We start from the raw sequence: 14,386 nt of genomic DNA, 5'->3' as shown, positions 1-14,386 counted from the left end.
AGAGCCAATTATATAAATAATTGCAAATAAAGCAAAATAAAAGAGCCAAACTTCCAACTGGAATTTTTGACTCTATATGTATTGTCCCGATTATGCCGTCGCCGTTTCCCTCGTTTTGAACCCGCCCTTAGCAGGTGGGTGCTCTATTCTAACTGTTTGTAAGTCCTCTCTCGAAAGTAAGAGGCGTTTACTACTTTTAGAAACACAAGCTCCCGAATCTATAATGTTAGGTCAAAACTAGGTGTACAACGAACACATCAGGACTTTTTTATTTTATTTGTTAATTAAATAATAGCAAGTTAAACATTACATTTCAATATTCTTGGTAGCTCTTATGACAAGAATTAATCACGAAGCTCTATATTTAATTCCTCTAATTGTGCTTCACTTACAGCACTAGGTGCATTTGTTAGTAAATCACTTGCACTAGCTGTTTTCGGGAACGCAATTGTATCTCTTAGGTTTGTTCGACCTGCTAATAACATCACTAGTCTGTCTAAACCTAAAGCAATACCTCCATGTGGTGGTGTTCCATATTCAAATGCTTCAAGTAGAAAACCGAATTGCTCTTTTGCTTCTTCATCAGAGAATCCAAGTAACTTAAACATTTTTTCCTGTATATCTTTTTCAAATATACGAATGGACCCTCCACCTAGCTCATAACCATTAAGAACAATATCATATGCTTGTGCTTTCATTTTGCCAGGATCTGATTCAAATAAATCTATATCTTCTCTAGCCGGCATCGTAAATGGATGATGTGCAGCATAATAACGTTTTGTTGCTTCATCATATTCAAGTAATGGCCAATCAATGACCCATAAGAAGTTGAATTTACTTTCATCAATAAGTTTTAAATCTTTTCCTAGCTTCATACGAAGAGCACCTAGTGCATCAGCAACAACTGATTTTTTATCAGCAACAAATACTAATAAATCTCCAACTGTAGCCTCCAACGTTTGTAGAAGTCCTTTTTGTTCTTCTTCTGTAAAGAATTTGATAATTGGACCCTTTAAGCCATCTTCTTCAACTTTTAGCCAAGCTAAACCTTTTGCTCCATAAGGTGCAACAAATTCAGCTAAAGCATCCATGTCTTTTCTTGAATATTTATCAGCAGCACCTTTAACATTGATAGACTTTACTTGTCCACCATTGGCTACTACTGTGTTAAATACTTTCAAGCCACTGTCTTTCACAACTTCAGCCACATCAACAAGCTCTAATCCAAAACGAGTATCAGGTTTATCTGAACCGAAACGACTCATCGCTTCATCATATGACATTCTTTGAAGTGGTAACTCAATATCAATATTTTTTGTTTCCTTCATAATTCTAGCCATCATTTTTTCCGTCATAGCCATAATATCATCTTGACTCATAAAAGATGCTTCAATGTCTATTTGCGTGAATTCAGGTTGACGATCTGCTCTTAAATCTTCATCACGGAAACAACGAGCAATTTGATAATATTTATCAAACCCGGAAACCATTAATAATTGCTTAAAGATTTGTGGTGACTGTGGCAATGCGTAAAATTCACCATCATGAACACGACTTGGCACTAAATAATCACGAGCACCCTCAGGAGTACTTTTTGTTAAAATAGGTGTTTCAATATCCAAAAATCCTTTTTCATCTAAGAAATTACGCATTGATTTAGTTACATTATGACGCATTTGGATTGTATTAAATAAGGCTGGTCTTCTTAAATCTAAATAACGATATTTTAAACGAACATCCTCTGAAACTTCCTCAGATTTATCTTCAATCAAGAAAGGTGGATTTTTTGCAGCATTTACGATAGTGACACTTTCAACAATCACTTCAATTTTCCCTGTTGGTACATTCGGGTTAATTGTTTCTTCGCTTCGTAGAACAACCTTACCTGTGATATCCAAAACATACTCACTACGAACTCTTTCAGCAATTTGTAACGCTTCTTCAGAAACTTCAGGATTAAAAACAACCTGAACAACTCCTGTACGATCACGAAGGTCAATAAAAATAACTCCTCCAAGATCGCGACGTTTTTGAACCCAACCTTTTAAAATAACTTTCTCTCCAATAGCAGTTTCAGGTACTTCTCCACAATAATATGTACGGCCAAACATGAAACCCTCTCCTCTCAATATATTACTTAGAATTTTGGTTTAAATATGAAATAAGTTCATTTATTACAATCTCTTCTTGTGTACCTGTGTCCATATTTTTTACAGCAATCACATTCTTTTCTAATTCATCATCACCCAGAACGGCAACGAATTTTGCATTGTGACGATCTGCTGCTTTAAATTGTGCTTTCATCTTTTTATCTTCATAATCTTTTTCCGCTTTAAAACCTGCATTTCTCATTTCATAAAGTAATGAAACTGCACGGTCTTTCGCCTGATCTCCCATTGTCACAATATAACAATCTATCGCTGATGAAATTGGTAATTCTACACCTTCAGCTTCTAGGGCCGATAATAGACGCTCAATACTAAGTGCAAACCCAATACCTGGAGTCTCTGGACCGCCAATCTCTTGAGCGAGTCCATTATAGCGACCACCGCCACAAAGAGTTGTAATTGCACCAAATCCTTTTGCATTACTCATAATTTCAAACGCTGTATGATTATAATAATCAAGCCCACGAACAAGGTTTTGATCAACTTCAAATGAAATACCATTTGCTGTTAAGTATTGTTGTACTTTTTCAAAATAACTCTTAGATTCTTCATTTAAAAATTCAAGAATAGAAGGAGCTGAACTCATTAACTCATGATCACGATCTTTTTTACAATCTAATATGCGCAATGGATTTTGTTGTAAGCGATTTTGACAATCTGAACAAAATTCATTAATTCTAGGTTCAAAATGAGCAATTAATGCTTCACGATGAGCTGTTCGACTTGCTGCATCACCTAAACTATTGATCACAAGCTTTAAACTTTTAAGACCTAGTGTTCCATATAAATTCATAGCAAGAGAAATAACTTCTGCATCAATTGCCGGATCATTACTACCAAGTGCTTCAATACCAAATTGAACAAATTGACGAAAACGACCTGTTTGTGGACGCTCATAACGAAACATAGGTCCAATATAATAAAGCTTTGTTGGCTGTGACGGATTAGAATAAAGCTTCTTTTCTACAAAAGAACGAACTGTTGATGCTGTCCCTTCTGGTCGTAGAGTAATACTTCTTCCTTTACGATCTTGGAAAGTATACATTTCCTTTTGGACAATATCCGTGCTTTCACCAACACCACGTGAGAATAATTCTGTATGTTCAAAAATCGGGGTGCGAATTTCCTTGTATTGATATCTGCTACATAAATCACGAGCAGTATTTTCAATATACTGCCACTTTTCAACTTCTCCAGGTAAAATATCCTGCGTACCTCTAGGAATCTGGAATGACATTACTTTTCTCCTCCAATACACAAATGCTATATGATCTGGGTAGTTACCCGAGCTCCAATTGTTATTTTGCGAAGTGGTTCAAAACAACAAAAAAACTCCCGTCTCTACAATAATGTAGGGACGAGAGTTATACCCGTGGTTCCACCCTAGTTGAAATAGTATTATCTATCTCCACTCAAACAGTTAACGCCTGTAACGTTCAGCTCCTACTAAACATAATGTTTTTCAGAGAGAAACCTAAGGAGTGTTTTTCAATAAGTCATCATGTAGAAATGTTTTCAGCCTCAGACATTTCCTCTCTAGTCATGTGTATTCTTATTTACTGTTCTCCCTCATTGGTTCAAATGCTATGTATATTTCAACATAATTTTATTATCGAATTTTATCTTATCATACGTATCTTTGCGGTACATTGTCAAGAACGATTTAAATGTTTTTTTAATTTCTTAACATCTCCAAGTGAAATACCAAACTCTGATGCAAGCTCAAATGAAGTTTCATCTTGTTCTTTCATCATAAAATCGTGAAGATTCACACCAAACACATCACGAGTTGAGTGTGATATATTGCCTTTTTCACTATTTCTCATTTTCATAACCCCTTCACTTTTTATTATCTTGTACTTGTTACACTTTCTTCTGTCATTCGGATAAGCTTTTTCTAATGTAACTAGAAGAATATAAACTTGCTTTTAAAAATTCTGAAAGGTTGCTGCTTACATAGCATCTAGATCAACACTAAGCGTTAATAAAGTTATTATCTTAATTATCTTTTCCTATTTTGGAAGATTTTATTTCAAATTTTAAAAGGAATGTCGATATAAGTAGAGAAATGGTTATATTAGCAATTTTTTAAAGGAGGATTTATCATTGATTCGCAAACTTATGACCTTATTCATTTGTCTAACTGTGCTGCTAACTTCTTCATTGTTTGGCACTGTTAAAACGACAGCTGCAAATGAACAGGTCACAATTAAGGTCGACCTATTAAACGTTCGAAGTGGTGCTGGGCTTACTTATTCAGTTATTGCCAAGGTCAAAAAGGGGCAAACATATGATGTGGTTGAAAAGAAAAACGATTGGATAAAAATTAAATTATCTAATAGCTCAACTGGTTGGGTAGCAGGATGGCTTGTAACCGAGAAAAAACAACCCACCTCTCCAAAACCTACAACATCAGAAACTGTTTCGAAAAGTTCAACTGTTATATCAAACGCAACTGGCTTAAGATTTCGTTCAGGTCCTGGAACAACCTTCTCAGTAATTGGTGTATTTGATAAAGGGAAATCAGCTACATATTTAGAAAAAAGCGGGAATTGGGTGAAAATTTCCTATTCTGGTAAACAAGGCTGGGTATCTTCTCAATTTGTAACGATTAAAAATGCTACTACAGGAGGCACTTCAAGTTCGAGTCCTTCGGTAAAAACTAGTGCAACAGTTACTGCTACTTCCCTTAATGTAAGAAGTTCTTCTTCTACAAAAGGATCATTAATTGGTAGTTTAAAGAAAAATGCAACAGTAAACATTACTAAGATTCAAGGTGATTGGGCATATATTGAAACATCAAGTATTAAAGGCTGGGTACATCGTGATTATCTAAAGGAAGGCTCTTCAAAGCCTGCCGAAACATCAAAAGATACAAATACTACACCAAAGACACCAACAAATACAACTTCTACTGGTACCGTAACTGCTACTTCTTTAAATGTAAGAGATAATGGAACATTGAGTGGCAAAGTCATCTCTTCTGTTACCAAGGGAACAAAGGTGACTATTTTAGAAGAAAGAAGTGACTGGTATAAAATAAGCTATGGCTCAAACAAAGTTGGATGGGTTGCAGGTTGGTATGTGACGAAAACGACGTCAGTTACACCTGTTAAGGAAACACCAGCTACGTCAAAAAAGCAGGTAAAGATTATTTATGATGGAACAAATATACGTAGTGGAGCATCAACAAGTCACTCCATCGTCAAAAGAGCGAAACTAGGAGAAACTTATGAAATTGTTAGCACTTCCGGAGAGTGGTACAAAATTAATATTGGAAATAACAAAACTGCCTTTATAGCTGGTTGGGTGATCGAAACTATAGGTGTTAGCTCTCCAATTACAAAGCCTGGCTCTGAACAATATGTTAAAAGCAAGACAATCATTATTGATCCGGGTCATGGTGGTCAAGATAGCGGGGCAGTCGGAACAAGAGGAACACTCGAAAAGAATTTAACATTAGTAACAGCTAAACTAGTTTACGATAAGTTAAAATCAGCGGGTGCAAATGTTTTTCTTACTCGTTCAAATGATACGTACATTAGTTTAAATTCTAGGGTAAGTACATCTCATTACCGAAATTCAGAAGCGTTCATTAGCTTACATTTTGATAGCACAACAGATAGAAGGGCTTCTGGTACGACAACGTATTATTATAACTCATTAAAAGATGCCCCATTAGCATCAAAAATGAATGTAGAGATAGTTAAACAAGCGAAACTAAGAGACCGTGGTATCAAATTTGGTAACTTCCACGTAATTCGTGAAAACAAAGCTCCTGCTATTTTATTAGAATTAGGTTTTTTAAGTAATCAAACAGAAGAATTAACAGTTGCTTCTTCAAGCTACCAAGAACGAACTGCACAAGGTATCTATAATGGATTAACTCAATATTTTAAATAAGTATAAGAAAAGTGCAACGCGCCCGCCTATCGGCGACAAGCATAAGACGATTCGGCTGGAAGGTTGTTCTTTAACCTTCTTGACGGATTGGCTTATGACCTAGGAAAAAAGGGGGTTATTTTTTCCCTCGAGCCGATGGCGCCTGGAGCTAGACACCAAAACTACGTGCAGAATTTTATACTTTCTTATCTTTTGAAAAAAGGTTAATCCTTCCAACTTGGAAGGATTAACCTTTTTTGATAAACTATGAAATTCAACAATTCAACTTGTTTACATTTATTCTATTTACTTTCGAGTATTAATGTTACAGGACCAACATTCGTAAATTCCACATCCATCATACTACCAAAAGTACCTGTTTCAACATGCAAGCCTTTATTTTTTAACTTTTCATTAAAAAGTTTATATAGTTCTTTTGCAGAGTCTGGTTTTGCAGCATTCATAAAATTAGGACGTCGCCCTTTTCGACAATCACCATATAACGTGAATTGTGAAACAGACAGCACTTGTCCATTAACATCTATTAGGGAGTCATTCATTTTCCCATTTTCATCTTCAAAAATCCGTAAATGGGCAATTTTATCTGCTAGATACTCAGCATCATCTTCTGTATCTTCATGTGTAACACCAACTAATACCATTACACCGTTTTCGATTGATCCTACTACTTCATCAGCAACAGTCACCTTTGCATTCTTAGCTCTTTGAATAACCACTTTCACGAACAAAACCTGCCTTGATTCATTAATTCATCATTCTTCGTACTGAATAAACGTCAGATATTTGCTTAATTCGTTCAACAACTTTATGCAAATGATTAATATTTGAAATAGATATGGCCATATTAATTGTTGCTACTTTGTTTCGATCAGACTTACCAGCTACAGAAGAAATATTGGTTTTTGTTTCATTAACAACTTGAAGAACTTCATTTAATAAACCTCTACGGTCATATCCAAGTATTTCGATTTCAACATTATATTCTTTTCTGCTTGTTAAAGGCTGATTTTCCCACTCTACATCAATTAAACGTTCTTTTGCATCATCTGTATGAACATTTGTACAGTCATCTCTATGAACAGAAACACCTCGACCTTTTGTGATGAATCCTACTATTTCATCACCTGGTACAGGGTTACAGCATTTTGATAAACGGATTAGCAAGTTATCAATACCTTTAACTTGTACACCTGCATCACGTCTTCTAGGCGTAGTAGAAGTTACTTGCTTAGCCTCATTAATTACCTCACGAACATTCTTTTCCTGTTCTTCTTGATCACGCTTTTTACGCCATTTCTCTGTTAAACGATTAGCAACCTGCAACGCAGTCACGCCATTATAACCAACAGCAGCATACATATCCTCTTCATTTGAGAAGTTAAATTTCTCTGCTACACGCTGTAAGTTATCAATCGTCATAATTTCTTTTATATCAAAATCTAAATTCTTAATTTCTTTTTCAACCATTTCTTTGCCTTTTTCAACATTCTCTTCACGACGTTGCTTTTTAAAGAATTGGCGAATTTTATTTTTTGCTTGAGAAGTTTGTGCTAGCTTTAACCAATCTTGACTTGGCCCATAAGAATGCTTCGACGTGAGAATTTCAATAATATCTCCTGTTTTCAGCTTATAATCGAGCGTGACCATCTTTCCATTAATTTTCGCACCAATTGTTTTGTTGCCTATTTCTGAATGAATTCGATAAGCAAAGTCAATCGGAACCGAACCAGAAGGTAACTCAATCACATCGCCCTTTGGTGTAAAGATAAAGACCATGTCTGAGAATAGGTCAATTTTTAATGATTCCATGAATTCCTCTGCGTTCGTTACATCATCTTGGAATTCTAGAATTTCTCTAAACCATGTTAGTTTTTTCTCGAGTGTTGATTTTTCATCTACTTCTTTGCCTTCTTTATATGCCCAATGTGCCGCAATTCCGTACTCAGCAATTTGGTGCATTTCAATCGTACGTATTTGGACTTCTAGAGGATCTCCTTTAGGACCAATAACAGTTGTATGAAGTGATTGATACATATTAGCTTTTGGCATGGCAATATAATCTTTGAAGCGGCCAGGCATTGGCTTCCAACACGTATGGATGATCCCTAGTACCGCGTAGCAGTCTTTTATACTATTCACAACAATTCTTACAGCTAACAAATCATAAATTTCATTAAATTGCTTATTTTGAAGAGCCATTTTTCGATAAATGCTGTAAATATGTTTAGGTCTTCCTGAGAAGTCCGCTTCAATATTTACTTCATCAACACGATCACGCACTTCATTAATCACTTCATCTAAATATTCTAATCGCTCTTGGCGTTTCTTTTTCATAAGATTAACAATTCGATAGTATTGTTGTGGGTTAAGATAACGTAGTGATGTATCTTCTAACTCCCATTTAATCTTTGAGATCCCCAATTTGTGAGCTAAAGGCGCAAAGATTTCTAGTGTTTCATTCGATATTCTTCTTTGCTTTTCCTGTGGTAAATGTTTTAGCGTTCTCATATTATGAAGACGGTCAGCAAGCTTGATCAAGATTACTCGTATATCTTGTGCCATCGCAACAAACATTTTACGATGATTTTCTGCTTGTTGCTCTTCTTTTGATTTATATTTGATTTTACCTAGCTTTGTTACTCCATCAACGAGCATGGCTACTTCGTCGCTAAATTCCTTACGCAAGTCATCTAGCGTTATTTCAGTATCTTCTACAACATCATGCAGAAATCCTCCAGCAATTGTTGAGGGGTCCATCTCTAAGTCTACCAATATCCCTGCTACTTGAATCGGGTGTATAATATATGGTTCACCCGATTTACGAAATTGCTCTCGATGCGCTTCTTCTGCATAGTCATAGGCTCGTTGAATAAAAGCGGTATCTTCAGTTGATAAATAACGCTGTGCCTTTTCAATTACTTGTTCGGAAGATAAAACTTGTTCGTTAGCCATGAAATCACCTTTTTTATAATGAAAACTTTATTTGAACTCCATCAAACCGGAGTGAAACGACTTTTATCTGTTAACAAATTAAAAACTAACATAAAGAACATGTATGAACCGTTTCCAGTTGAAAACAACTAGTATTAACTAAATTAATAGTGAAGAGAACCCTACGATCTTCCTATTAGAAAATTTACTATATTGTAACTATTATCAATAAAAAGTGAGTAGATGTAAAGAGAATTCAATCTTTTTAACAAACCAAATAATGGTTTCATTGATAAACAGAGACCAATTCCTCATTTATTATGGTAGCTACAAAGAAGTTATGCATTCTCTAATGAAAGGTAAACAGATGAGGAGAATAATGAATATCAACACAACTTTATGTATATGAAGAGGAAAAATTGTTTATATAACCTCGTAAACTTTTTATACTGAGATCTATTCGAAAGGCTCTTTTCTGAAAGATTGTTACTAAATAACCTATATATTCATTAAAAACAGTGTTTTGACAAAAAATGTACAAATCTAAGAAGAAAAGATGCCACTATACTTTATACAGTGCAGAATTTTTCAATTGACCAAAAGCAACAGAGTTTACGAAAAATGTCTTTTGTAACAAACTCTTTTGAAAAAAGCACCCGTAAGAGTGCTCTTTTTTTACAGAGAAGTGATTTTATTAAAAAAATCATCTTCTCTGTTTTAGCTATTATTTTATCATAGACCAACTAATTAATAAGTCATTAATGTTAATACTTCATAACCATCTAATAACTTACGTCCATCTAAATATGATAGTTCGATCAAGAAAGCAATCCCTGCTACTACTCCTCCAAGCTCTTCAACAAGCTTGATTGTTGCTTCGATTGTTCCACCTGTTGCAAGTAAATCATCAGTAATTAACACACGTTGTCCTGGTTTAATTGCGTCTTTATGAATAGTTAAAACATCTTTACCATATTCAAGACCATATTCTACACGAACAACTTCTCGAGGCAATTTCCCTTCTTTACGAACAGGAGCAAAACCTACACCAAGTGAATAAGCTACTGGGCAACCGATGATAAATCCACGTGCTTCAGGACCAACGATAAGATCAATTTGTTTTTCACGAGCATAGTCTACTATTTGGTCTGTAGCATATCTATACGCATCTCCGTTATCCATTAAAGTAGTAATATCCTTAAATTGGATACCTGGTTTTGGATAATCAGGTACGACTGTTACGAATTGCTTTAAATCCATTTTCTCAATGTCCTCCTTATACATTCACATGCGCATCTTCGTTAGTTTTTTGAAAACGTTCTTCAAACCACTGCTTTAATTGCATATATGATGTATATAATAACGTTTTTTCTAATTCTATTTTCAACTGTTTTTGGGCATAAGTTTTCGACTCTGTTAAATCTCTTTTTTGAGATGAAGAATTTGTCGAAATAACACCATTTTCTATTGTAACAAATTTCAGTTCAAAAAACACCTGTGACATAAATTCTATTGTCTCTTTAGACCATCCTTTATGTTTAGCTAATTGTTGCCCCTGCTCAGTTACGTTAAACGTTCCTTTTTTTAATAAGAAGCCATAATACCACTTAAAGTGTTCACGTGTTGGAATGGTTGCAAAGAAATGATCAGCTTCTTGTATAAATACAGAATAAATACGATCTGGTCTTCCTTGTGAAAAAAGAGAGTCAATTAACTCTACTGACGATGGAATATCGATTAATGCGATGTTTTTTTGAGCAACAGCAACATTCTCTGCATCTTCCTTTGTTTCGATTAAATATAAGTTATCCACTATTCCTTTCTCTTTCATCGATTCAAATGTAGAAAGTTGGAATGTAATAACCGTAAAATTCCCAGCATTTGCACTATTTATTAGCTTGTCTATATTACGTGTGCCACGATAATCATAAAGCTGCCATTCATCTACCTTTACGTCTTGAAGCATGATTTGCGGTTTACGATGATTATTCCATTCGTTTATTGTTAGTTCACCAATTGCTGATAGTTTAACTGCAGGTGATAGTTCGTCATGAATGTAGCCAAATCCAAACCCAACACTATCAAGCTGATGTTCATCTTGTGAAAAAACTAATTTCAAATGTGTTTGATTTGCACCAATTTTTCTGATGTTTGCTAATGTGACATTTTCTACTTGAACAACTGGCTTTGGATTGTTCATTCCAAACGGTGAAAGTTGCTGCATTTCTTCAATAGACTTTACCGTTATGTCTTCTAGCATACAGCTTACATCTACTTTTGTAATTGGCGTAAAATCGTCGTCAGTTAGCTGATTTTTAGCTAGCTCTACTAACCTTTTCCGAAGAAGATCAACATTTTCAAGCTGAAGGGTCATACCAGCTGCCATTGGATGACCACCAAAATGTGGTAAAATCTCTCGACATGTTGATAAATTTTCAAATAAATCAAAACCAGCAATACTTCGTGCTGAGCCTTTAGCAATTCCCTTTTCATGATCGATACTTAAAACGATTGTTGGACGATAATACCGCTCAACTAATCTTGAAGCAACAATCCCGACTACCCCTGGATTCCATCCTTCTTTTGCAATAATTAACACAGGATTGTCTTCGACAGGAAAATTATTTTCTACTTCTTCGATCGCTTCCTCTGTCATTGTATTAACTAGCTTTTGTCTTTCTTTATTTAAAGCATCAATTTCTTCAGCAATTAAAAAGGCTTCTTCTTCATTATCTGATAATAACAAATCAACAGCTGGATCTGCTGACTGAAGTCGACCTACAGCATTAATTCTTGGCCCTATTGCAAATCCTATTGTATCTTCAGTAATATCTTTTTGATCGACATTTGCAATTTTTAGAAGAGCCTTCAAACCAATACGTTTTGTAGACTTTAATTGTTGAATTCCTTTTTTAGCGATTAATCTATTTTCTCCATGAAGTGTAACAAGGTCTGCAATTGTTCCAATAGCTGCCACTTCTAATAAATCAGAAGGAACGACTCCTAGTAAAGCATGACTTAATTTAAAAGCTACTCCTACTCCTGCTAATTCTTTGAACGGATAAGAGCAACCAGGTTGTTTTGGATGAATAATCGCGAAAGAATCTGGAAGAATAGGACCTGGTTCATGGTGATCTGTAATGATTAAATCAATACCGAGTTCTTTTGCAACATCAGCTTCATGAACAGCTGATATACCTGTATCTACAGTAATAATTAATGAAAAACCACTTTCATGTGCTTTTCTAAATGCAGCCTCATTAGGTCCATAACCTTCTGTAAAACGATTAGGTATATAAAAATCAGCATGTGCCCCTATTTTTCTTAGTGTCGTTAGCAGCACTGTAGTACTACTAACACCATCAGCATCATAGTCCCCATAAACAAGGATATGTTCATTATTTTCAATGGCTTGTTTTATTCGATGAACTGCTTTGTCCATATCTTTTAATATAAAAGGATCGTGAAATTCTTGTGTCTCTATTTGTAAAAACTTTCGTGCTTCGATTGTAGAATGAATCCCGCGGTTAACAAGTAATGACGCTACGAGTGGAGTTATTGACAATTCTTCTACTAATGTATTAATCAAAGATTCATCAGTTGGTTGAACCAACCATCTTGTTTTTGCTTTTAACATAGTTTCACCCCTCAACCATCCCATTATACAAGAGTGGTCAAGGGGTTTCAATTTAAGTATAATATTCCAACTGTTAATCAGTATTTACTGAAGAACAAATGAGTAACTCTTTTTTATGTAACTAGTACTACGTAAAGTGATGTGAGCAACATTATATTCTCTTTCCACAGACTTTTTTCGTTTGTTGTTTTTAGGGGCTTAAGTAAAAACTAAATAAAGTCTAGTAGCATCTTTTCTTCTAGAAATCGTATCTTTTATGAGATAATACCCGTTCCATACGTCAACTTGGTATATAACAAGCTTTAAGAAAAAGACTTTGAAAATTATTCAGGTTGCTTTTCTTCTTCGTTCTGCACTTCATTTTTTGGTAAATGAACAGGCTCTTCCTTTAAGGCTTCTAGTTCTTCTTTTAATTTTATATTTTCTTTTTCAGTGATTTTGAGTTTTCTCTGTATTGATAAAATTCTAACTACACCTGCAGATGCGATGATAAACCCTCCCATTAGTACAGATCCTAGTATTATTAGAATTAGCGGCCATTCAGATGTACCAAACAAATAATCCACCTTTACAGGCTCAACATTGATTACAGCAAATATGGCAATGATAAGAGCAAAAATGATAGCAACAACAATACTCCACTGACGTTTCATTAAAATACCTCCAGTATTTTATGGTGAATATGGATTGATATGTACAAGTACATTTTGCACATGTTCATGTTCACTCATTAATTTTTCTTTCACTAGTTTTCCAATGTTATGACCTTCTTCAACAGTCATATGTGGATCAACTGATATTTTGATATCAATAATGACATAGTGCCCATGTTCACGAGCATATAGTTCATCAATTTTCTTTATTTCACTTATCTTGTTTACCGTTTCTTTTAATTCAGTAATATCCTCGTCATGTAATACATGATCTAAAGTTGTATGGATCGATTCTGAACCAAGCTTCCATGCCATTTTAATGACTAATATTGATACTAATAGTCCTGCTATTGGATCAGCATATACTAACCAATCTATGCCAATTCTTTGTCCAATAATAGCAGCTCCAATTCCAATTAATGCTGCAATTGAAGAATATACATCTGATCGATGTTCATATGCATTCGCTATAATCGCATCACTCTTAATTCTTTTACCCAGTTTAAACTTATATTGAAACATCCATTCTTTTACAATGATTGATAAGATAACAGCATAAATGGCCAAAGTTTTAGGAGCCTCAATTTCTTGAAAGAAAGCTTCAATGGATGATTTCCCAATTTCTAAGCCTACTAAAAATAACAAAACAGCTACAATAATTGCAGCAATAGATTCAGCTTTACCATGTCCATAAGGATGATCATCATCAGGTGGTTGTTTAGCAGCACGAACACCAATAAACACCGCTAAGGAGCCAGCAACATCTGAAGCAGAATGAACAGCATCAGCGATTAATGCTCTACTTTCTGATATAACCCCTACAACTCCTTTAATTATCGCCAAGACGATATTGCCTACAACACCTATCATGGCTGCAAATTCAGCTTGTTTAAAACGATCTTTGTTATTCATTATTCTCACCTCTTATCCTGTTATCCATAGGCTCTTTTCTGAAGGATTGTTGCTATGTAACCAAAATCTCGAGTGAAAACAGTTTTTCTCACTAAAAGGGTACTATTTTATGAAGAAAAGATGCCATTAGACTTGATACAGTGTCGAAAACAGCCTATCCATATGATAACCAACTCTTATGA

General features: G+C 34.9%; 10 protein-coding genes, 1 other RNA gene and 1 other annotated feature. Of the genes, 1 reads left to right on the top strand and 10 read right to left on the bottom strand.

The window, feature by feature from the left end; all coding sequences use genetic code 11:
- Nucleotides 1–79: 79 nt before the first annotated feature.
- The 4 genes from ssrS to LC076_RS07210 all read right to left on the bottom strand — a co-directional run bounded on the left by ssrS (nucleotide 80) and on the right by LC076_RS07210 (nucleotide 3,994).
- A non-coding RNA gene (ssrS, locus tag LC076_RS07225) (6S RNA) lies at nucleotides 80–267 on the bottom strand.
- Between the two features lie 77 nt (nucleotides 268–344).
- The gene (aspS, locus tag LC076_RS07220) at nucleotides 345–2,111 is read right to left on the bottom strand and encodes an aspartate--tRNA ligase (RefSeq protein WP_226667255.1); all 1,767 of its coding nucleotides are present in this window, start codon (nucleotides 2,109–2,111) and stop codon (nucleotides 345–347) included.
- 22 nt (nucleotides 2,112–2,133) lie between these two features.
- On the bottom strand, nucleotides 2,134–3,405 hold the full coding sequence (hisS, locus tag LC076_RS07215; protein ID WP_226667254.1) for a histidine--tRNA ligase: 1,272 nt from the start codon (nucleotides 3,403–3,405) through the stop codon (nucleotides 2,134–2,136).
- A gap of 113 nt (nucleotides 3,406–3,518) precedes the next feature.
- Nucleotides 3,519–3,750 (bottom strand) — a binding site (T-box leader).
- Between the two features lie 70 nt (nucleotides 3,751–3,820).
- Nucleotides 3,821–3,994, bottom strand: coding sequence for an RNA polymerase subunit sigma-70 (locus LC076_RS07210; RefSeq protein WP_226667253.1), 174 nt, complete (start codon nucleotides 3,992–3,994; stop codon nucleotides 3,821–3,823).
- Between the two features lie 280 nt (nucleotides 3,995–4,274).
- Here LC076_RS07210 and LC076_RS07205 point away from each other — a divergent pair, with 280 nt between their 5' ends.
- The gene (locus LC076_RS07205) at nucleotides 4,275–6,071 is read left to right on the top strand and encodes an SH3 domain-containing protein (RefSeq protein ID WP_226667252.1); all 1,797 of its coding nucleotides are present in this window, start codon (nucleotides 4,275–4,277) and stop codon (nucleotides 6,069–6,071) included.
- A gap of 281 nt (nucleotides 6,072–6,352) precedes the next feature.
- Here LC076_RS07205 and dtd read toward each other — a convergent pair whose 3' ends face one another.
- The 6 genes from dtd to LC076_RS07175 form a co-directional block, all read right to left on the bottom strand.
- Nucleotides 6,353–6,793 (bottom strand): D-aminoacyl-tRNA deacylase, encoded by a 441-nt coding sequence (dtd, locus tag LC076_RS07200; protein WP_226667250.1) that lies wholly within the window; start codon nucleotides 6,791–6,793, stop codon nucleotides 6,353–6,355.
- Nucleotides 6,794–6,815: 22 nt separating this feature from the next.
- On the bottom strand, nucleotides 6,816–9,023 hold the full coding sequence (locus LC076_RS07195) for a RelA/SpoT family protein (protein ID WP_226667246.1): 2,208 nt from the start codon (nucleotides 9,021–9,023) through the stop codon (nucleotides 6,816–6,818).
- Nucleotides 9,024–9,749: 726 nt separating this feature from the next.
- On the bottom strand, nucleotides 9,750–10,262 hold the full coding sequence (locus LC076_RS07190; RefSeq protein WP_226667244.1) for an adenine phosphoribosyltransferase: 513 nt from the start codon (nucleotides 10,260–10,262) through the stop codon (nucleotides 9,750–9,752).
- Nucleotides 10,263–10,278: 16 nt separating this feature from the next.
- Nucleotides 10,279–12,639 carry a single-stranded-DNA-specific exonuclease RecJ gene (gene recJ / locus LC076_RS07185; protein WP_226667243.1) on the bottom strand — a complete coding sequence of 787 codons (2,361 nt, stop codon included), beginning with the start codon at nucleotides 12,637–12,639 and terminating at the stop codon, nucleotides 10,279–10,281.
- Between the two features lie 323 nt (nucleotides 12,640–12,962).
- Nucleotides 12,963–13,292, bottom strand: coding sequence for a lipopolysaccharide assembly LapA domain-containing protein (locus LC076_RS07180; protein ID WP_226667242.1), 330 nt, complete (start codon nucleotides 13,290–13,292; stop codon nucleotides 12,963–12,965).
- 18 nt (nucleotides 13,293–13,310) lie between these two features.
- Nucleotides 13,311–14,204 (bottom strand): cation diffusion facilitator family transporter, encoded by an 894-nt coding sequence (locus LC076_RS07175; protein ID WP_226667240.1) that lies wholly within the window; start codon nucleotides 14,202–14,204, stop codon nucleotides 13,311–13,313.
- Nucleotides 14,205–14,386: the final 182 nt, after the last annotated feature.

This window comes from Metabacillus litoralis (genome assembly GCF_020524045.1).
GTDB lineage: Bacteria > Bacillota > Bacilli > Bacillales > Bacillaceae > Metabacillus > Metabacillus litoralis_C.
Note: the sequence above shows the minus strand (reverse complement) of the source record. Positions and strands in the feature narration are given on the sequence as shown.